The 20,902-nt window shown below is 42.5% G+C and carries 19 protein-coding genes; 8 read left to right on the plus strand and 11 right to left on the minus strand.

Annotated elements, in window-relative coordinates; all coding sequences use genetic code 11:
- Positions 1 to 280: 280 nt before the first annotated feature.
- The 6 genes from hdeA to VXQ11_RS01505 all read right to left on the minus strand — a co-directional run bounded on the left by hdeA (position 281) and on the right by VXQ11_RS01505 (position 4,058).
- Positions 281 to 589, minus strand: coding sequence for an acid-activated periplasmic chaperone HdeA (gene hdeA, locus VXQ11_RS01480; protein WP_064095478.1), 309 nt, complete (start codon positions 587 to 589; stop codon positions 281 to 283).
- Positions 590 to 894: 305 nt separating this feature from the next.
- Positions 895 to 1,176 carry an antibiotic biosynthesis monooxygenase gene (locus tag VXQ11_RS01485; protein ID WP_081406337.1) on the minus strand — a complete coding sequence of 94 codons (282 nt, stop codon included), beginning with the start codon at positions 1,174 to 1,176 and terminating at the stop codon, positions 895 to 897.
- Between the two features lie 51 nt (positions 1,177 to 1,227).
- On the minus strand, positions 1,228 to 1,761 hold the full coding sequence (locus VXQ11_RS01490; RefSeq protein WP_064095477.1) for a gamma carbonic anhydrase family protein: 534 nt from the start codon (positions 1,759 to 1,761) through the stop codon (positions 1,228 to 1,230).
- A gap of 105 nt (positions 1,762 to 1,866) precedes the next feature.
- Complete coding sequence (gene dacC, locus VXQ11_RS01495; protein WP_191730484.1) at positions 1,867 to 3,015, minus strand: D-alanyl-D-alanine carboxypeptidase PBP5/6; 1,149 nt, start codon at positions 3,013 to 3,015, stop codon at positions 1,867 to 1,869.
- Positions 3,016 to 3,149: 134 nt separating this feature from the next.
- A complete protein-coding gene (locus VXQ11_RS01500; RefSeq protein ID WP_064095475.1) occupies positions 3,150 to 3,524 on the minus strand; it encodes an MCR_0457 family protein in 375 nt (124 codons plus the stop codon).
- Positions 3,525 to 3,686: 162 nt separating this feature from the next.
- Complete coding sequence (locus VXQ11_RS01505) at positions 3,687 to 4,058, minus strand: MCR_0457 family protein (RefSeq protein WP_064095474.1); 372 nt, start codon at positions 4,056 to 4,058, stop codon at positions 3,687 to 3,689.
- 112 nt (positions 4,059 to 4,170) lie between these two features.
- On the opposite strand from VXQ11_RS01505, the gene surE reads away from it, so the two are divergent.
- From surE to VXQ11_RS01520, 3 genes are all read left to right on the plus strand, one after another.
- Positions 4,171 to 4,959, plus strand: a complete 789-nt coding sequence (gene surE, locus VXQ11_RS01510; protein WP_064095473.1) for a 5'/3'-nucleotidase SurE — start codon at positions 4,171 to 4,173, stop codon at positions 4,957 to 4,959.
- Between the two features lie 94 nt (positions 4,960 to 5,053).
- Entirely contained in the window at positions 5,054 to 5,884 is an 831-nt protein-coding gene (locus VXQ11_RS01515) for a peptidoglycan DD-metalloendopeptidase family protein (protein ID WP_416705246.1), read from the plus strand.
- A 91-nt stretch (positions 5,885 to 5,975) separates the two neighbouring features.
- The gene (locus VXQ11_RS01520) at positions 5,976 to 6,905 is read left to right on the plus strand and encodes a LysR family transcriptional regulator (RefSeq protein WP_416705247.1); all 930 of its coding nucleotides are present in this window, start codon (positions 5,976 to 5,978) and stop codon (positions 6,903 to 6,905) included.
- Between the two features lie 58 nt (positions 6,906 to 6,963).
- Here the strand turns inward: VXQ11_RS01520 and VXQ11_RS01525 are convergent, their stop codons facing one another.
- Positions 6,964 to 8,175 (minus strand): aspartate aminotransferase family protein, encoded by a 1,212-nt coding sequence (locus VXQ11_RS01525; RefSeq protein ID WP_064095470.1) that lies wholly within the window; start codon positions 8,173 to 8,175, stop codon positions 6,964 to 6,966.
- Positions 8,176 to 8,335: 160 nt separating this feature from the next.
- On the opposite strand from VXQ11_RS01525, the gene grxD reads away from it, so the two are divergent.
- Positions 8,336 to 8,677, plus strand: a complete 342-nt coding sequence (gene grxD, locus VXQ11_RS01530; RefSeq protein WP_064095469.1) for a Grx4 family monothiol glutaredoxin — start codon at positions 8,336 to 8,338, stop codon at positions 8,675 to 8,677.
- Between the two features lie 89 nt (positions 8,678 to 8,766).
- Here grxD and VXQ11_RS01535 read toward each other — a convergent pair whose 3' ends face one another.
- Positions 8,767 to 11,421: a Lon protease family protein gene (locus tag VXQ11_RS01535; protein WP_064095468.1), complete on the minus strand. Its 2,655-nt coding sequence runs from the start codon at positions 11,419 to 11,421 to the stop codon at positions 8,767 to 8,769.
- A gap of 197 nt (positions 11,422 to 11,618) precedes the next feature.
- On the opposite strand from VXQ11_RS01535, the gene VXQ11_RS01540 reads away from it, so the two are divergent.
- The 4 genes from VXQ11_RS01540 to rpmE all read left to right on the plus strand — a co-directional run bounded on the left by VXQ11_RS01540 (position 11,619) and on the right by rpmE (position 15,745).
- Positions 11,619 to 13,787, plus strand: a complete 2,169-nt coding sequence (locus VXQ11_RS01540; protein ID WP_416705248.1) for an AmpG family muropeptide MFS transporter — start codon at positions 11,619 to 11,621, stop codon at positions 13,785 to 13,787.
- A 1-nt stretch (position 13,788) separates the two neighbouring features.
- Entirely contained in the window at positions 13,789 to 14,190 is a 402-nt protein-coding gene (gene gloA, locus VXQ11_RS01545) for a lactoylglutathione lyase (RefSeq protein WP_064095466.1), read from the plus strand.
- Between the two features lie 142 nt (positions 14,191 to 14,332).
- Entirely contained in the window at positions 14,333 to 15,325 is a 993-nt protein-coding gene (locus tag VXQ11_RS01550) for a bile acid:sodium symporter family protein (RefSeq protein WP_416705249.1), read from the plus strand.
- Positions 15,326 to 15,520: 195 nt separating this feature from the next.
- Positions 15,521 to 15,745 carry a 50S ribosomal protein L31 gene (gene rpmE, locus VXQ11_RS01555; protein WP_081406336.1) on the plus strand — a complete coding sequence of 75 codons (225 nt, stop codon included), beginning with the start codon at positions 15,521 to 15,523 and terminating at the stop codon, positions 15,743 to 15,745.
- Positions 15,746 to 15,844: 99 nt separating this feature from the next.
- On the opposite strand, the gene VXQ11_RS01560 is transcribed toward rpmE, so the two are convergent.
- Genes VXQ11_RS01560 through epmB form a run of 3 tightly spaced genes read right to left on the minus strand, consistent with a single transcriptional unit; the run spans position 15,845 to position 20,769 of the window.
- Positions 15,845 to 18,010: an EAL domain-containing protein gene (locus VXQ11_RS01560; protein WP_416705250.1), complete on the minus strand. Its 2,166-nt coding sequence runs from the start codon at positions 18,008 to 18,010 to the stop codon at positions 15,845 to 15,847.
- Positions 17,992 to 19,737: a GTPase gene (locus VXQ11_RS01565; RefSeq protein ID WP_416705251.1), complete on the minus strand. Its 1,746-nt coding sequence runs from the start codon at positions 19,735 to 19,737 to the stop codon at positions 17,992 to 17,994. The genes VXQ11_RS01560 and VXQ11_RS01565 overlap by 19 nt, the downstream gene beginning before the upstream one ends.
- A 9-nt stretch (positions 19,738 to 19,746) precedes the next feature.
- On the minus strand, positions 19,747 to 20,769 hold the full coding sequence (gene epmB / locus VXQ11_RS01570) for an EF-P beta-lysylation protein EpmB (RefSeq protein ID WP_416680001.1): 1,023 nt from the start codon (positions 20,767 to 20,769) through the stop codon (positions 19,747 to 19,749).
- Between the last annotated feature and the right edge of the window lie 133 nt (positions 20,770 to 20,902).

Consider the following 20,902-nt stretch of genomic DNA (forward strand, 5'->3'; position numbering starts at 1 on the left):
GAATGGATTAGATTTAATGAATTAATTATCTTTAAAGTAATAAAATGAGGGGCTGTAAATAAAATTTTTATTAATTTAAATTTATATTTTATAAAACTATAAAAGATCTAGGAGGGATTGTATTTAATAAAGGGTTAAGAATATGCTTCATGGTTTAAATCACTGGATTTAATTAACCTAAAATGATTGGTGAAAAAAATATAATGATCAATCGTAAAGAGCTAAAAAACAGTAATTAGTTTTAATTACTGTTTTTTATATAAAAAGACAGATGAAGGGCTTATTTTATTTTAGCCCATTCTTTAGCCAAACGTTGTCTAAAGCTTTGTTTTTTATCTTTCTTACACTCTTGAACCATAATAGGTGTAACCTTTTCAATACCTTGTGTATCAATAATCTGATTTTCTACACCTTTATTATTCATATTTAAAGCTATAGTTACGCCAACAGCAGTTGGTTGGTACTTAGCATCCAATACAAGAAAGTCCTCACATGTCCATTGGTTTACCGGTTTTTTTGCGGAAGCAGAATTTACAAAAAATGGAGATAATGCTACGCAAGATAAAATGATAATAGATAATTTTTTCATTTTAATTAATCTCTTATGACGGTTATGAAATTATCTGAGATTATAATATTTAATTATAATCTTATTTGGTGAAATTAACTGATACTTGATAGGATGTATATTAATAATGTGTATCTAATTTTATATAAAATTAATTTAATCATAGTAAGTATTTAATAGATATAATATTAATATTAATTTATTAAATTGTTTGAAAATTAATATTACAATTTTGAGAAATGGTATATTTCAAGTAAATTTTAAGAATTTGATTTTGGATGATGCCGAGATTAATTCTAATATACTTGAAATAACGGTTTCACGCATTACTTCCCCTGATTTCTTATACTTAAATATTCTTGTGAATTGAGATAGTTAAAGCCGGCATTTTCCCACTGTGTTTTGCTTGGCCATTGAGCATAACCCATATAATCACCGGTCTTTTTGTTTTTGTGGAGGCGATAGCCTAAAGAACCTAGAACCAGATGAATCCCTTCTGTACGTGTTTTCCATGCTTGCACGAAAGCTTCATCTGTCGCTGGTTTAATTTTGAAACAATAGACCGCAATAAATATTTTAATTCTCCAGTCATGCTTGTTTTTAAACAAGCATTAAACTAATAGGATTAAAATAATATATTGAGATATAAATATTTTTATTTATCCAAGATAGTTTCGGGAAACTTTTACATAATTTTGTGCTGAATAGGGCAAGAATGCTATTTCTTTTTCAGTTAAAGGTCTTAATTTTTTTGCAGGACTCCCCACATAGAGCCAGCCGCTTTCCAAAACTTTATTCGGTGGTACTAAAGTTCCTGCACCAATCATGACATCATCCGGAATTACCACATTATCCAGAATAATACTATTAATCCCGATCAGAACACGGTTGCCAATGGTACAGCCATGCAGCGTTACGTGATGACCAATTGTCACATTTTCCCCAATAACCAGGGGTGAACCTTCCGGTTGGTCGGCTTTCTTATGGCTAACATGCAGCATGGCATGATCCTGTATATTAGAATTTCTGCCAATATGGATATGGTTAACATCTCCACGAATCACGGCAAAAGGCCAGACTGAGACGTTTTCAGCCAAAATTACATCACCCACGACTACGGCCATGGGATCAATATAACAGGAATCTGCCACTTGCGGAGTGGTATTCAGATAAGAACGAATATTTTGGCTCATGTCAGTACTACCCTGAAAATTTATGATCATTATAAAATAAAAAAGCATACATTCCAGGAATGTATGCTTTGGCTTTAGTCTGAAACAGTATTTATAAATTAATACTTAGAACAGGTTGCTAAAGAATTGCTTGATATGATCCAGCATACGTGCAAAGAAGCCTGCTTCTTCAACTGCCTGTAGTGCAACCAGTGGTTTTTCAGCAATTACTTTGCCATCTAGAGTGGCTACATATTTACCTACTATCTGACCTGGCTGTAAAGGTGCAGTCAGTTTAGGCTGTACCACCAGTTGGGTTTTTATTGCGTTGGCCTGACCTTTTGGCATGGTCACATTAAAGTTCTCAGCCAGGCCAATCTGGACTTCATCTTCTTTGCCGAACCAGACTTTGGCTTTGGCGAGTACCTGTTTGGCAGGCTGAACATTTTTGGTTTCGAAGTTGGCATAACCCCAGGCAAGCAGCTCACGTGTCTGAGTCGCACGTTCCTGCATAGTTGGTGCACCAAAAATTACTGAAATTAATCGGGTAGGGCCACGTTTTGAAGAAGTTGTCAAACAATAACCAGCTTCATTGGTATGACCGGTTTTTAAACCATCTACACTTGGGTCAGTATATAGCAGTGCATTACGATTACCTTGCTTAATCCCATTAAAAGTAAATTCTTTTTCCGCATAAATCGGATAATACTTTGAACTGTCTTTGATGATGTGCTGTGCCAATGTAGCCATATCTTTGGCAGTCGAATAATGTCCTTCAGCAGGCATACCGGTTGAATTGATAAAGCTGGTATTGGTCATGCCAATACGTTTGGCTTCCTGATTCATCATATGTGCAAAGGTACCCTCGTTCCCTGCAATATGTTCGGCCATTGCTTTAGAGGCATCATTACCAGACTGGATAATAATTCCGCGCAGCATTTCCAGCGCAGTTGCCGTACCGTTTAAAGGTACATACATACATGATTCCGCACTGCTACCGCGGCACCATGCAGATTCATTCATACGGACCTGTTCGTCTTCAGTCAGCTCACCGCTCAATAGTTTCTGCTCGATGATGTAACTGGTCATCATCTTGGTCATGGAAGCAGGGGCTAATTTTTCATTTTCATTTTTAGATGCGAGAATTTGCCCTGTTTCGAAGTCCATCAGCACATAAGATTTATTATTCAATTCTGGTGGTGCAGATAAGACAGTTGCTGCAAAGCTGAAACTAGGAATTAATAATAATGCAGCAAGGGCAGTTTTTTGGGTCATTTCTAGTGGGTTCCAATATCTTGATGTAAGCACGAAGAGCCTAGCATTTTAGGACAAAGCTAGGCTGACTTCTATGGGAAACCCAGTCTAATTTCAAAAGTATTGTAAGTAATCGGTACAAATATCGCTTAATTTTAATATGTGGTTAATTCGTCACAAATCACCTGATTTTTTTGTTTCCCAGCTTTTTTGGCATCCGCTTGTGCTTCAGCCAGAATATTGCGGAAATCTTTCTGTTTTGCCATCTGATTTAAGCGTTCCACCGGATTGCTTTGACCCGGCATATATTCTGTCACCAGCTTATTATAGCCTTGATTGAATTGTGACTTGTCTTTAACCACGCTTGGGCAGATTTCTGAAAGAACATAAATTGCAGCCAGTTCCTCTTTGGTCACTTTCTGGGTTGGAGTAACATTAATATTTTCATCGGCTGCGAAGGCGGAAGTTCCGAAAAAAGTTGCTGCGGAAACTGTACAGAAGGCCAAAGCCTGAAATAATGGACTTTTCATTAAAAAACTCAAAAAAAAGATTTAGAACAATAATTTGCCTAGCTTAAACTTATTTTTGCAATTGAAAAGTGGGGAAATGTAGCGAAGCTGTAGAAATGTGAAGAAATCTGTAAGCAAAATAAGATGATGTGCACATCATCTTATTTCTCAAAAGTAAATTACTTAGCCTTGGTAGTCCAGGACCTCTTCACATACCGTTTTTTGCTCGTCCTTTGCAGTTTGTTTGGCACCCTGACGCGCTTCTTCAAGCAAGGATTTATATTCGCTGTCAGCCTGCAACTTGGTATAGCTCATGCCTTTATCTGAATATTCTGCAAGATAAGACTGGATCAATTGTTGAATCGTACTGTCCAATTTTGCATTTTGACCAATCACGGCCGGGCAAACTTCGGTCATGACCTGTGCTGCGGCAATATCTTCTTTGACGATGGTATCGTTTTCTTCAACAGTCAGATCGGTCGCTAGGACAGAAGGGGAAATGAATACTGTCAGGCTTAAAGTTAAAGCACCAAATAAAGGGAATTTTTTAATCATCTTGAGCCACATATTATAAAGATGGATGTCGAGCCATAAATATATATAATTCCTGTACTAATACAATGAATTGTCCTAACTAGTCATTTTTTAAAGTAACGAGATTTTTTCAGTGAATATTTTAGTTTCAAATGATGACGGTGTATTGGCACCCGGTATTCAGGCTTTGGCAAAAGCTTTAAAACCTCTGGGGCGGGTAGTTATTGTGGCACCCGAAAGTGAACGCAGCGGATTTTCCAGTGCTTTAACTCTGGATCGCCCTCTACGCCCCATCCAGATTTCCCCAGATGTCTGGGCTGTCAATGGCACACCGGCAGATTGTGTCTACTTGGCAATGAACGGCCTGTTTGATTTTGAGTTTGACCTGGTGGTCAGTGGAATTAATAGCGGTGCGAATCTGGGCGATGATGTATTGTACTCTGGTACGGTCGGTGCAGCTTTTGAAGGCCGTTTAAGTAAAAACCCTGCGATTGCCGTATCATTGAGTGGGCCGAATGTACGCAGCTATCAATATACGCAGGATTATCAGCTGGCCGCCGAATGGGTACATGATTTTATTGCTCGCGGTTTGCCTGTTTTGCCTGAGCGTCATATTTTTAATATTAATATTCCAGATGTGGCTGAATTACAGGGCGAAAAGGTCACTTATCAAAGTCGTCGCCGTCAGTCTAAACCGGTGATGAATCATGTGGATCCGCGCGGTCGCCAAGTGTACTGGATTGGACTCTCCGGAGAAGCAGTCGCAGAACCTAAACCAGGATATAGCGAGATTGATTCAGACTTCTCTGCAGTAGCCAATGGCTATGTCAGTATTACCCCCATCCAGATGGATGCCACCAATTATGAGAGTTTGCGGAATTTGCAAACACAATTAGCAGAAAATGCATCCTTAGTGTTATAACTTTGTGAAAAACTCGCGATTACAAGTATATTGCCGTAAAACTTTGCTAATCTTAACGAAATTTTGCAACCGTATAGCATTAGAGAGGAAGATAATGTTCTTGGTGTTACCGAAATGTGTCGTAGCTTCACCTGCCGCCCTGATTAAAACCCTGGTTTTATCGACTGTTGTTATTTCTACAGGAATAATTACCGGTTGTGCCACCAAACCTCAGGTGAATAATGCGACACGCTATGCAACGGCTCCTGATTTCTATACGGTGCGTTCAGGAGATACATTGAGTGGTATTGCAGCACGTTATGGGTTGAACTATATCAGTGTTGCCGAGATGAATGACATCAGTGCACCTTACCGGATTTATGTGGGACAGTCGATTCGTCTGAAAAATAATACTGCACGCCGTAGTACTAGTACACAGGCAGTGACACAGGCAGCGCCAATCCAGCGCCAAACAATTGCAGTGCCTGCACCAGCACCAGTCGCGCCCGCAACGACAGTACAGACGACACCACGTGTCAGTACAGCTACGCCGGTAACACCTGTATCTACCGCAGCAGGCCTGCGTTGGGTAAAACCGTCTAATGGGGCGATTCTACAACCGTATAATCTGGCGTCTAATATCAAGGGCATTCGCTATGCTGGCAATGTCGGTGATCCGGTATTTGCAGCAGCAGACGGGCAGGTGGTTTATGCTGCAGACGGCCTGAAAGAGTATGGTAATCTGGTTTTGATCAAGCATGTCAATGGCTATATCACAGCTTATGCACATAATAGTAAAATGAATGTGAAAAGCGGTCAAAATGTAACTGCAGGTCAAAAAATTGCAGAAATGGGATCGACAGGGACCACCCGGAACATGCTTGAGTTTCAGGTGCGCTTAGACGGCAAACCTATTAATCCAGCTACAGTGCTGCCAAACAATTAAAAAAATAATGCAAACTGAAAATTTCACCGTATAATACAATAAGTTGCTTTTATCAAATGATGGAGCGCCTCATAAGTTTAGAGGGAAATTTATGTTAGATCAGCTTCGAGCAATGGGTGTCTTTGCTTGTGTTGTGGAGAAAAACTCGTTTAGCGGTGCTGCCCGTGAATTAGGAATTACGACCAGCGCCGTTAGTCAACAGATTCGCTCATTAGAACAAGATATGGAAGTCATACTTTTAAATCGTTCGACGAGAAAATTAAGTCTGACCGAAGCGGGACAAGCTTTTTTTCATAGCTGTCAAGAAATGTTATCTGCTGCTGAACGTGGTAAAGTCCGGATCAATGAGTTACGTGATGATCTTGTGGGTGAACTGCGCATTGTATCTTTACCAGAACTGTGTGCAAATCATGTGATTCCTGCACTTTCTCACTGGATATCCGCACATCGTAGCCTGGCAGTACATCTGGAAACAAACAATCATGAGGTTGATTTGTTAGAAGGACGTATTGATATCGCCCTGAGATTCGAACAAAAAATCGATGAGCATAACCTTGAGGTTGTGCCATTGATGCAGATTGAGCAGATTCTGGTGGCTGCACCAAGTTATATTAATCAGAGTACGATTATTTCACGACCTGAGGATCTGCAAAATCATGACGTGATGCCTTTAACGCATATCAAAAACCACCAGTATTTCCATTTTCAGCATGTCAATACCGCGGAAAAAGCAGAGTTTGAATTGAAATCCCGTTTCAGTACCAATAATGGTCTGGTCGCAAAAGCAATGTGCTTGCAGGGGAATGGTATTGCTAAAATTCTATATCTTGATGCTAAGAAAGACTTGCTGAATGGTACCTTGGTTGAAGTTTTGCCTGAATGGAGACTTCCTCAGATTACCCTTTATGCAGTCATGCCGAAACGTGAACAACAACCTACAAAAATTCTTCGTTGCCTTGAAACCTTGAAACAATATTTTGGCCAGATTTCTGGTGGACGTATGTTACAAAATGCCTCATAGAATGCAGAATAATAAAAAAGCCGCTTTAAAGCGGCTTTTTTAATTTCAGGCTGGTGTATTAAGCCAAATAAGCTTTAATCATTGTGACCAGACGTTCAATCAGCTGATCCGCCTGTTCTTGGGTAATGTTCAGGGTAGGCAACAGGCGAACGACATTGCCTGCGGTGACATTGATAATCATCTTGTATTCATCGCGTGCAATATTAACTAGGTCTCCACAGTCTTTAGGCAATTCAATCCCGATCATCAGACCAAAACCGCGTACAGTTACTTGGTGATCTGCAAGCTGGCTACGCAATTGCTCAACAATATAGGCACCTTTTTCAGCAGCATTGGCCACGATATTTTCTTTTTGCATGATGTCGATAATGGTATAGACCACACGCGAACCCAGTGCTGTACCGCTATAAGTTGAACCGTGATTTCCTGCAGTTAGTACACCAACACCACGACCTTGGGTCATGACTGCACCAATCGGGAAACCGTTACCTAAGCCTTTAGCAGTGGTAAGTACATCCGGAACAATATTGGTATGCTGATAAGCAAAGTATTTACCGGTACGACCATTACCGGTTTGAACTTCGTCCAGCATCATTAGCCAGTTGTGCTGGTTACAGATGTGACGAATCTCTTCCAGATAGCTGAAACCTTGAGGTGCGGTATTAACACCGCCTTCGCCCTGAATCGGTTCAATCAAAATGGCTACGATATCCGGATGGTTGATTGCAGCTTCTTCAATCGCTTCGATATCACCAAAAGGTACACGAATAAAACCTTCAACTAGCGGACCAAAGCCATCCTGAACTTTTTTATTACCTGTGGCAGACAGGGTGGCTAGAGTACGGCCATGGAAAGAACGATCCGCTACAATAATTTTTGGAGAAGCGATACCTTGCATATGACCAAATTTACGCGCAATCTTGATTGCACCTTCATTGGATTCTGCACCGCTGTTCGAGAAAAATATTTCTTCCATCCCCGCTACTTCAGCCAGTTTTTGTGCAGCGGCGGTTTGCCAAGGCACTTCAAACAGGTTACTGGTATGAATTAGGGTCGCTGCCTGGTCGGCAATCGCTTCGGCAAGCACAGGATGCGCATGACCTAAACCACATACTGCAATTCCGGTTAAGGCATCAAAATACTCTGTACCATCTTCAGTATAAAGATATGCACCCCGTCCTCGGACAAAGCTGATCGGTTGACGGCCAAAAACGGGCATCAAGTGAGACGGTTGATCAGGTTGTACCGGTGCGAGGGTAATATTATTCATGACTAACTCTTAACTGTTAGGTGGAAAGAAAAACTTATATAAGCAAAAACTCGCTCAGATTTAAAGGGCAATTGTAAATAAAATTGGAAATATTGCTTTAGACATACTGTTTTGCTTGGATTTGGGTATAATGCGAGACAGATGAGTTGAGGATTTATCAATGACTGAACAAGCACGCGATACCGAAGCGTTAATTCGTGACCAAATTGCAAAACATGCAGTACTTCTTTACATGAAAGGCACACCGCAATTTCCACAATGTGGTTTTTCTGCTCGTGCAGTAGAAGCACTCAGTCAGATTGGTCGTCCGTTTGCTTATGTAAACATTCTGGAAAACCCGGACATTCGTGCGATGTTACCGCAAATCGCCAACTGGCCGACGTTTCCACAGCTTTGGATCAATGGTGAATTGATCGGTGGTAGTGATATCATGCTCGACATGTTCCAGAAAGGTGAGTTAAAGCCTTTAGTTGAACAGTACAGCCCGGCACCTGAAGCTTAATTTAGATTTAAATTAAGTCCAAGAAATAAAAAAAGCGCTTCATATCAGAAGCGCTTTTTTTATGAGTGAGAAATGCAAGCAGAACAGAATCAGTCTTCTGGCTGTTCCTTAGTCTTTTCAAGTTCTTTTGATTCAGCGGCCAAGGTAGCAGCGAGAACCTCTGAATCGGCCTGGACCTCTTGTACAGGTGCTTTATCTTTTTGCTTTTTTTTCTTCTTTTTTTTCTTTTTCTTTGGTACTTCAACCAGTTCGGCACCATCTTCAATCGCTTGCCAATAATCCAGCTGTGCCATCACTGCGGCATAGATTGAATTTTTGCTATAACGTCCTTTTTTATCCAGCGTACCCACAGGTCGAGCCATCAGGATTTCTAATGCCTGATCAATGGTATCAATTGCATGAATATGGAACTGACCTTCTTCCACGGCAAGGGTGACATCTTTACGCAGCATCAGATGCTGCATATTTTGTCGAGGAATAATTACACCTTGTTTACCGGTCAGGCCTTGTAACTTGCAGGCATCGAAGAAACCTTCAATTTTGGCATTCACGCCACCTACTGGCTGTACTTGACCTAGTTGGTTCATAGACCCGGTAATGGCCCAGGACTGATCAATTGGTAACTGGCTGATGGCTGAAAGTAGAGCTGAAAGTTCTGCCACTGTGGCACTGTCACCATCAACCTGACCATAACTTTGCTCGAAGGCCAATGCGGCAGAGAAGTGCAAGGTCTGTTCACGACCGAAATGTGCTTTCAGGAAAGACGCCATCAGTAACACACCTTTGGCATGCAGAGATCCACCGAGTTCTACACTGCGTTCGATATCCAGAATATCACCGCCACCCTGATACACCGAAGCCGTCAGACGTGAAGGCAGACCAAATTCAACATCAGCATAATGAATCACCGACAGGGCATTAATCTGTCCCAGACGATGGCCACGGGTTTCAATCAGTTGGGTACCACGGGTCAGATCCTGCCAGTAAAGTTCACGTAAATAGCCGAGACGATATTTGCGGTGATCCAGTGCGGTATTGATGTGTTTTTCTGAAACCATCTTGTCACCTGCCTTGAAAGCATGATGATGTGCTTCACGGATCAGATCACCCAGTGTCAGGGCATGTAATGACAATGAACTTTGATCTTCGGCTTGACGGCTGGAATCTGTAAGCAATGCGGCCAGAGCAGAACGGTCAAAAGGCAATAATTTATCGGATTGCACATAGTCGGCAATCAGTTGCATATAGGCCTGCTCGTTGTCGTCATTACGTTGTAATGTATCGGTAAAGTCAGCACGGATTTTAAAGATGCTGCCCAGTTCAGGTTCAAGCTCTAAAATTTCATAATAAATTTCAGGCTCCGCCAGCAAGATCACCTTGATATTTAAAGGAATCGATGCAGGTTCGATCGAAATACTGCCGGTCAGCGTGATCATATGTTCAAGTGAAGACAGTTTTAAATGCCCGGATTTAAGCGCGCGTTTCAAACCTTGCCATGCATAAGGTTGTTCCAGCAGTTGTTCTGCTTCCAGCATCAGGAAGCCGCCATTGGCCTTATGTAAACTGCCTGGACGAATCAGGGTAAAATCAGTCGTGATCGTGCCATTTTGGGTCAGCTGTTCTACATGACCCAGCAAGTTGTAATGGGTTGGAAAATCTTCAAAGATCACCGGCGCACCACTGTTCGGCTTATGTGTGATAATCACATTGGCCTGATAACGTGCCGGAACGCGACTGAACAGTGCCGGAGTGAAATCGTCTTCTTCCTGTTCCAGCACAATTTCGACATTGTTAATAATATCTTCAGCATAATATTTCAGGTAGTTTTCCAGACCTTCCACATGTTTGAATTTTGCCAGAATCTGTTCTACTCGTGGCAGAACCACCTGCTTGGCAATATCACGATTTAGCACCTGTACGCGATCGCGTGCATCATCTTCCAGATCACCCAGATGTAGCCCTAGACGTTCCAGCTTTTTATCCATATAGCGCATGTTGGAAGCGAGTTCGGCACGATCTTTGTTGCTTAATGCGTTTAGATCTTCCTGAGACATTTCCTGCAATTTGTCATCGATCAAATGCACAGGTACAAAACAGTGCTCATCGTGTCGCGAGATCAGCTTCAGATCCAGTTCTGCACCTTCTTTGGTGAGTTCAATCAGTGCCTGTTGTTGTTCATCCCCGGTTTCCTGGCGAATCATTTCAATGCGGTTGTGATAGCTTTCAGCAGTAAAACGGCGCTCAAGCTGTTTCAGGATGGTTTGCCAGCTTTGATTTAACATCGCCTGAAATTTTGGTGCCTGCCCAGGAGGCAGTTCCAGTGCAAGCGGCTGACGCTGGTTCTGAAAGTTATTGACGTAGACCCAGTCGTTAGGAGTATCCATGGTTTTGGCATGCTGCTGTAGCAAACGCTTCACCATAGTGCGTTTACCGAGACCTGCTGTACCGACGGCAAAAATGTTATAACCGGAATAAGGCAGGGCAATCCCGGCCTCGACTGAAGCACGTGCACGATCTTGGCCCAGAAAATTATTCAGGGGCTTGATCCTTTTGGTAGACGCAGGAATTTTTTCTAGATTAGGAATATGCGTCAGTTGTATTGATTTTAAGCGGGTATGCTCAAGGGTGTTTTGAATTTCACTTTGTTCAAATGCCGAGATGAGTAAATCTGAGCGGATATTTTCTGGTGTTGTCGTATTGTTGCTGGCGATAGAAGAATTAATTTGATCGAGTCTCTGGGTCACTGTTGAAAATCCAAAACGAAATATTACGTTGATGAGAGTTAAGGTATACAGATTTACTTGAAAAATTCAAGCCAACATGTCGCTTTTCCCAGAAAATAAAAACCGGAAATGTGATAAATATATAAATCTTGTTGAAAGATACGCTATTACAGGATTGAATAGCAGCAATTGGTTTTTCTGCGGAAAATAATAAAGCAATGACAACACAAACGACGGGTTGGAAATCCGCATTTACAGCATTTTTAGATCGACGTGCCTTGATTATGCTGTTCTTGGGATTTTCGGCTGGTGTGCCGATTCTTCTGATTTTTTCCAGTCTGTCTTTATGGTTAGGTGAGGCCGGAATCAGCAAAAGTGCTGTAACTTTCTTTAGCTGGGCGGCATTGGGCTACTCTTTTAAATTTGTCTGGGCTCCGCTCATTGATGAACTGCCAGTGCCCTTTTTGACCAAGGCCCTGGGACGCCGTCGTGCCTGGTTGCTGATCGCCCAGATTCTGATTGTCTGTGCCATTCTGATTATGGCATTTTCTGATCCTGCGCTAGGAACGACCCATTTACAGCAAATGGCACTGGGGGCAGTGCTGCTCGGCTTTTCCGCAGCAACGCAGGATATTGTGATTGATGCTTACCGGATCGAGCTGGCAGAAACCCAGATGCAGACTGTGCTGGCTGCCACCTATAATGCCGGTTACCGGATCGGGATGATTGTTGCAGGTGCCGGGGCATTATTTTTGGCTGCCTATCTGGGTACGGCGAAAGGCAACTATATTTATGATGCCTGGAAATGGACCTATATGGCGATGGCTGCGGTCATGATGGTGGGTATTGTCACCACACTGTCCATCCGGGAACCACAGGTTAACCGGGTACGCAAGCACTATGTACGCAGTGACTATTTTCGTCTGGTCGCAGTGTTTTTTGTTGCGGTCATCAGTTTTGTACTGAGCTATGTCTATTCGGGCAATCTGGTGGCCAGCGTCACGGAACAGTTTGCCATTCAAGATACCTTTGCCTTGTTCTGTTTTGAAGCTTTACGTTTTATTGGCTCGGGTGCAGTAGCCTTTGCCGTTGGCACCAGCCTGGTAAAAATGGGTGCAGTCAACAAGCAGATGGCCTATGAAACCTGGGTTGATCCGGTTGCCGATTTCTTTAAACGGTATGGTTTGAAGCTGGCTTTGGTGCTGTTATTGCTGATTGGTTTTTATCGGGTTTCCGATATTATTGCCGGGGTGATTTCCAATGTCTTTTATCAGGACCTGAATTTCAGTAAAGAGCAAATTGCTGAGGCGGTCAAAGTTTATGGCGTTATTTTCTCTTTGATCGGCGGATTTCTGGGTGGGTTGCTGGCCCAGAAAATGAATATCATGAAACTGATGTTTGTCGGTGCTCTACTGGCCTGTTTGACCAATCTCATTTTTATTGGGCTGGTCAAGTCAGGTGAACAACTGGCCGCTGTTGAAGTTAGGGTGGCTAATCAGGTTTATCAGGCAGATACAGATGAAGTTGGTTACTGGAAGCTGGAGCTACCGAGTGCCGTGCTGGCGCAAAGCAAGCAGTTACAAGTATCGGCTGCTTATCTGGATGGAGATGTTACTGATCAGGCCCCGGTACAAGTCAGTATGCCGTATTTAACTGAAAAACCGGGCAGCACCCAGTTACAGATCCTGCCGATTACGAGTGATAATACGCTTACAGCTGCTGAACAGGACAAGACCATTGTGGTGCGTGGCCAGTATGTCGGTAAAGCACTGCCAGAAAATCAAAAGATCGTGTTGCAGATTAACGACCAGAATATTGATGCGAAACTGGAAAGTGAGGGCATATTTACTGCCGCGATTCCAGCACAGCAACTGATCCAGTCACCCGCACATATTATCAGTGCAGTCTTGATGCAAGATGGTCAGGCACTGCAACAAACAACCCATGTTTATCAGGTCAATGAACAGTTGACCCATACCCCGAATCTGGATATTGATATCCAACCTTTAGCAGTGGTAGATAACAACAGTTCAGATACAGTCGAGGTCAGTGGTAAGGTAATTAAACCTTATAGCGACAAGTGGCTTTATTTTGCCATTATTGTCGATAACCTGGCCGCCGGGCTTGCAGGTGCTGCATTTATTGCGTTCTTATCGAGCTTGACCAGTGTCTCATTTACCGCCGTTCAATATGCGATTTTTAGCTCTCTCATGACCCTGACGCCTAAGATTTTAGGCGGATATTCGGGTACTATAGTCACCCATATCGGTTATCCGAACTTCTTCCTAATGACTACTCTAATCGGGATCCCCATTCTGATTCTGGTAGTCTGGGTTGCAAAATTGCTCGGTGAACACCAACAACAATCTGTACAAAAGGATGATTAATATGCGCATGCTGCATACCATGTTACGTGTAGGCAATTTAGAACAGTCTCTCAAGTTCTATACTGAAGTACTTGGCATGACTCTGCTTCGTAAGCGTGATTACGAAGAAGGTCGTTTTACCCTGGCTTTTGTCGGTTATGGCGATGAAGAAAATCATACCGTGCTAGAGCTGACGCATAACTGGGATACAGACCATTATGAGCTGGGCAATGGCTATGGTCATATTGCGATAGCAGTTGATGATGCTTACAAGGCATGTGAAGAAATTAAAGCGCGTGGCGGTAACGTCGTGCGTGAAGCCGGTCCGATGAAAGGTGGCGTGACTGTGATTGCATTTGTAGAAGATCCAGACGGTTATAAAATCGAGCTGATCCAGCAGGATCAGGATGCACGTAACAACTAAGCGTGGTGTAGTGAAATATATTCATGTATAGATGAATATATTACATCAAGCTGAATGCGTAGTATCAGCCCGGCATCTGTTAAGATAGCCGGGCATTTTTATATCAAACAATAAAATCTAAAATTTGAGGGATTAAAGGGATATGCTTAAATTCTTGGCATTGGATCGTTTTACGATACTGTTATTTGTGATGGTCTTGCTGGCCAGTGTATTGCCCGTTTCAGGGCAGGCGGCTGGAGTCTTTGGCTGGGTAACAACGGGAGCCATTGCCATCCTGTTTTTTTTGCATGGTGCCAAATTATCTCGCGAGGCAGTTGTAGAAGGCATTATGCACTGGAGATTACATACTTTAGTGTTTGCACTGACTTTCGTCATGTTTCCAATCTTAGGACTTTTGGCCAAGCCAATTTTATTGCCGATGCTCGGGCAGGAGCTGTATTGGGGCTTCCTGTTTATGTGTTTCTTGCCCTCTACGGTGCAGTCTTCTATCGCCTTTACCTCAGTGGCACATGGTAACGTTGCCGGGGCTGTGTGTAGTGCCTCTTTTTCCAATCTTATTGGAATGTTTATTACTCCGGTCCTGGTGGCATTTTTTATTCTTGGTCAATCTGAACATGATTTTGACCCGACCACCTCGATTATCCAGATTACATTGCTACTACTGGTGCCGTTTGTTCTTGGGCAGGTGTTGCGTCCCTGGATTTATCCTTACATGATGAAGGTGCCACAAATCGTCAAGATTTTCGATCAAGGCTCGATTCTTTTGGTGGTTTATGGGGCTTTCAGCAGTGCTGTAGTGGCCGGACTCTGGAATGAGGTTAGCCTGGGTACCCTGTTATTGCTATTACTGGCCTGCTCGGTATTGCTTACCATTGTAATGCTGTTATCACTTTATATTCCGCGCTGGCTGGGCTTTAGCCGCGCTGACCAGAAAACGGCATTCTTTTGTGGTTCTAAAAAAACCCTGGCCAGTGGAGTGCCGATGGCGCAAATTTTATTTATTGGTCAGCCATTAGGTATGATTGTTTTGCCGATCATGATTTTCCATCAGATTCAGCTGATGGTGTGCGGAATTATTGCTAATCTGTGGGCCAAAGAAGATGAATCAGAGTTAGCAGCAGAAATAGAAGAATAATTCGCATATTGCATTCGTTTCACGTATAATAATGCCCACTTGTTGTGCTTAGCTCTGACGGTATCCGTCTCGGTGGGCCAAAAGAATGGTCTGTTGTGGTGTTGATCTGCATGAACATTGTTTCTGCTTCCTCAGTTGAGAGTGATCAATAGCGATGACAGCTAAACCTTCTTGAACCTAATGGAGTAATCGACGATGCGCGCCGATATTCACCCAAAATATGATACTTTAGTTGCTACTTGTTCATGTGGTAACGTAATCGAAACTCGTTCAGCTCTTGGTAAAGAAACTCTTTATCTAGACGTATGTTCAGCTTGCCACCCATTCTATACTGGTAAGCAAAAGAATGTTGACACTGGCGGTCGTATCGACAAGTTCAAACAACGTTTTGCTGGTATGTCACGTTCTGTTAAACGTTAATACCCAAAATGAAAAAAACGGGCTTGAAGCCCGTTTTTTTGTGCCTGAAATTCAGAAAACTATAAGCTTATTTTCTGAATTTCAGCTGTGTAGAAGTTGTTAATGCTCTTGTACATCTATTAAATGATCCAGTTTTTTCTGGAAATAATTACCCTCAATAAAGCGGGCATCTACATTCCAGGCATTGGCAAACAAGGTCATGTCATTTAGTTCACGAATCACAATATTAACTGGCTTAATATCATTATAGCCGGTGATTTTTTCTTGCAATTGCTCAATACCGGTGTCACTGTTGAGCATCTGGGTCAATTCGGTGTGCAAGGACAGGGCATTGATATCGAACTCGCGCAATAAAGTCTCGCTGTACATAGAATGACCAAAGTCACGCAGTGAAATTCGTGCACCATGCTCGCGTAAATTTCTCAGGTATTTCTGGGCATCCTGCTGGTTCATCAAGATATCTTCTTCAGAAAACTGTAGGGTGAGCGGATGCTGCTGCTTACTGCGGATGATCGTAATCAGTTTGGAAATAAATTCAGGGAAAGTACGGTCTTTAAACAGTACAGCACGGTTTAAGTTCACGATTAAACGGGCATCTGGATACTGAACAATAAAGTTATGTAGCTGCTTACTGGATTCTACCAGAATCCAGCGGTCCAGTTTAATGGACAGCTCATCATCTTCACGAAGTTCTACAAGATTGGAAATATCCTGCCATTTATTTTCAAAGATAAAGCCGCTGGTCACTTCATACGTGTACAGATCAGTATCTTCTTTATCATAAAGCTGTTGATATTTCAGATGAATTTCACCACGTTCCAGACATTCACTTAAAGTTTTTAAAATAGAAGGTGTGGTGCTCGGAAGAGAGGTGACTGCTGGACTGATCGTCGCAACTGTTGGGCTGGCAACTGGTTTGTCAGCAACACTGAAGTCTATACTCGGCATATTTAAAGAGCTTGGACTGCTCGATGAAGATGGAATGTCGAGTTTAAATTCAGACGCCACTTCTGCTTGAGGTAATGGAGTAGAGAATGCTTGTGCAATCAATGTATTGCAATGTATTTCATCCTGCAATCCCTGTTCAAGCATGACATAGCCCAAGCGTAAATTCAGAGGGAATGACTTTTGTCCTACTGTAATAAGTTGTGGCTTGCTTAAGGCATTTAAACTGATCAGTTTGGATTCAAGAATTGCTTTAGAATCTGCCTGGAACAGACCAACAATGACGTCATATTCGAGTTTAAATAGTGGAAGTCGGGTCTGCTCCATGAGGAACTCTTTGACTGTATTAAAGTACCCACTAAAAGTAGTCCAGTCGGATTGCAGAAGTTCTGGGTCATAAGCACCGAAGGAGAAAGTGACCAAGGCATTAGCAGGTGCAGACTGCTTGTTCAGTTCGCGCTTAAGTAACTGGAAAGTGCTTGGTTTTCCTGCAGTCTTCTCGGTAGTAACGGCTTGCGACTGGGTATCAATGCTAATTTGCACTGCATCTTCTTCAGAGGTTGAGGGCAAGAATTCCAGTTTTAAAGGACCCGATGCTGATACCTGGGGATTAAGGGATTGGATTTCGACCCGACCTAAATCAAACTGACCTTGAGAAATCTTTTTGAAACGTGTTTTGAAATCATTTAAGTCTGAAGGCTGAAGAAGATCCAGAAGTGGTAACCCAATAATTTCATCTTCATTTTGCAGGCCAAACAGTTTCAGGTAGTCTGCATTGGCTTGAATATGAATCCCTTCCTGAATGGTTGCGACAGCCCGGTTGCTGTCATCTACTAAAGATTGTGCCTGAATCTGTGCCGTTTCCAGTTCATTCATTAAATATTGCTGGGTCTGCGATAAACGGCTGAATGACAATGCTCGAACCAGTCCCACATAAAAGCGTTCCAGGTAATCGAAATTGAGAATGTCATAGATCCCTTTATGGATATATTGTGCATATTGTTCAGCGCGGTAATCATCTGGTTTAAGCAAAATCATCGGCAGATTGGGTTGCTGCGAAAGACGCACCAGACTTAAGGCCTGTTCATATTTAAGGTCATATGCACGGCCAAAAATAATCAGATCCCAGTTGAAATTTAACTGCTTTTCAAAAGATTTCAGGTCATCTAGCAGAACAGCATTGACCTGATAATCATTATTCGTCAGAAGATCACAGATTTGGTTATATCTAATTTGATTATCATCAATAATGAGTAAACGTGTTTCAGTACGTTTTAACTTTTTAGACAATAATGGATTTCTCACTTCAATGCTTCCCATAAATCATGATTTCTGCTTTCATTCATATGCTGATCGATAAAGTTTTCGATCCTTTCTTCTTCCTGATCATTGAGTAATTCATAATCGAAACGGATGAAACTTTGTGTAATCAGTTGTGCTTTGGTCAGATAGATTTTGACTTCTTCCTGACCGAGACGTAAATGAATGGTTTGTTTTTCCCTAAACATCTGTGAGCCAGAAACAATAAGACTAGTCGAAACCTCATCTAGTTGCGTCATTTTCACCAGGAGTGCCGGTTGATAATTGACATGATGGCGTTCGGTACGGGTATAGGCAGCACAAGGGAAGAGCTCTTGTGCCAGAATTTCCAGGCCAATTTCCAGGCTCTTATCTGTTGACTGCTTGATCCAGCGAATCACACCGCCACGCCACTGGCTCTGGGTTTTTTCCTGAACCAGGATGAATTCACCGGTTTTCAGGTTGGCAGGGGTAACGTCGGTCCATTTAATCCGGTAACCATTGACACTAATATCCAGAACTTCAGCACTATGGATCTGTTTGGTTTCACGATCGAGCGCCTTAATACTGCTAAAACCACTTGGAATGGAATTTTCCAACGAACTGACAAAACTACTTTCGCTCTGGAAATTGTAATTGGCACCAAGTTCGAGTGTTTCGTTAAAATTTTTGCCTTTAGACAGGTAAAAATGCGCTACCGTTAAGCCAAAGCAGATGTTGATCTGGGCTGAATACTCATAACGTTCATGACGGCGCTCGACATTATTGGAAAGCAGATTATAGATATGAAAATGCAGAGCAGGGGTCAGAAACAGTTTTTCATTACGTGACAGATACTGGGCATTTTTGCTTTGGGTGCCGGTTAAATGATCCATCAGATTTTGGGTGGAAATATAGAAGCTTGGCTGAAATTGGGCTTCCTGATGGGAATTAAAGATCGGCGGATGGTCTTTGCTGGCATCAACCACATAACGGGATAATGTGGTTTCCTTTGGCAGGATCTGTACCAGTTTGGCCCAGTCAAAACTACACAAATACAGCCCTTGGATTTCTGCAGGCCGGATTTGATGAGTATTGAAAATATCCAGTAAAATCAGTTGTGAATAGGCATGTGCAATATTCTGGATCTCATGCTGGGTGCCCAATACCTGATTGATATTGGTTTGATAGAAATTATTATCTATGGCATATTCAAGCAGTTGGTGAGCGGCCAGCCATTGTCCCAGTCCTGGCGTGCTATAAAGCATATGCTGTTGATATAACAGAAGTGTAAGTTGCTGCAGTGCATAATAAATCGAGACCATCCGGGCAGTTTGAATGCTTTTCTTTTTACCCAGAGAGAACAGCGAAAACTTCTGATGCGTCAGCTGATGATTGCAGCGCTTAACGATATCGATATAAATTTTGGCAAAATGACTGCGCAGCAGCATGGCCAGCTCAATAATCTGGTCATTACGATCCGATGTGATCAGTCCTTGGTTAACGAAATGCTTTTCCAGGCTGGTCAGAACATTTTCAAGAGTTGGATGTAAAATCTGAATCAGGTCAAAGCGCTGGGTTTCTGTACATTTCAGCTCAGAAACTTCCAATAGGGCATTAAACAGGGATTTGGATGAATTCCCCAGTTGTAGAATTGAAATTCCTGCAACCCATTCCTGTAGAGCTTTGGCAGTGGTTGGGCAAAAGCTCAACTGCTCTCGTTTTAGTTCAGTCGGTGTCTGAAAAATGTCTGAAGTATGCGTGCTCATCTTTATTATTTAACTCAAAAATGTTGAAACCCCAAAAAGCGGTGTCTTATTCTTCTCGCCCGCTATTTCTCGAACCAGTTTAGGAACCAGATACCCCGGTAGGCTCGCTAAAACTTCTGTATAAATCTCATTAATATGGTCAGATGCCAAATCAAAATGATGGGCACCTTTTACTTTATCAAGTACATGTAAATAATAAGGCATGACCCCAGCATCGAACAAGCGATAGCTTAAATCTACTAAAACCTGAGCAGAATTATTAACCCCATTTAATAAAACCGCCTGATTCAATACAGTAATCTGGTGTTGAACCAGCTGGTTTAAACGCGTGCAAGTGAAGTCGTCCAACTCCGATGCATGGTTTGAGTGTACCACCAGAATAATACGTAGCCTACTGTTTTTTAACATGCTAAGTAACTCTTCGTCGACTCGGTTGGGGATCACAATAGGAACTCGTGAATGTATTCTTAAGAATTTGAGATGTGGTACTGATTCCAGTCGTTCAATCCAGGTTTTTAATTTTCGGTTCGATAAGGTCAGTGGGTCACCACCACTCAAAATCACTTCATTAATATCGGGTTGGCTTTCCAGATATTGCTTGATATTTATCCAGTCTTCATTTTTAGGCAGATTTTCCTGATAGGGAAAATGCCGGCGGAAACAATAACGGCAATGGACAGCACAGGCACCAGTCAGTGTCAGCAGGAAACGGGATTTATATTTGTGCAGTACGCCAGGTTGCTGATTGGCCTGTTCTTCGCCCAAGGGATCAGTGACAAATCCCGGATGCTCTTCCAGTTCCAGATGATGGGGCAGCACTTGTAAAAGCAGGGGGTCTAAAGGGTTTCCGGCTTGCATTTTGCTCACAAAAGCACGTGGTACGCGTAATTTAAACTGCTTGGAAGCCAAGATGGCACCTGAGAGCAGTTGCTCCGGTGCAAGCTGCAGTACTTCAAGCAGTTCGTGTGGATCAGTGATCAGGTCGCTGAGTTGTGATTGCCAGTTTTGTTCTTGATATAGATAGTTCGTCATGCTGGAAGATTAACAATATTAAGTGGGAGGACACATCCTGATGGACACAGTTTAACAGTTTGTAAGAAAGCAGAATGACTCGCTGTGCTCTAATATGGGGTGCGATTCAGATATGCTGATCTTCATGATAAGC

It is taken from the genome of Acinetobacter sp. 197 (assembly GCF_048148385.1).
Taxonomy (GTDB): domain Bacteria; phylum Pseudomonadota; class Gammaproteobacteria; order Pseudomonadales; family Moraxellaceae; genus Acinetobacter; species Acinetobacter pecorum.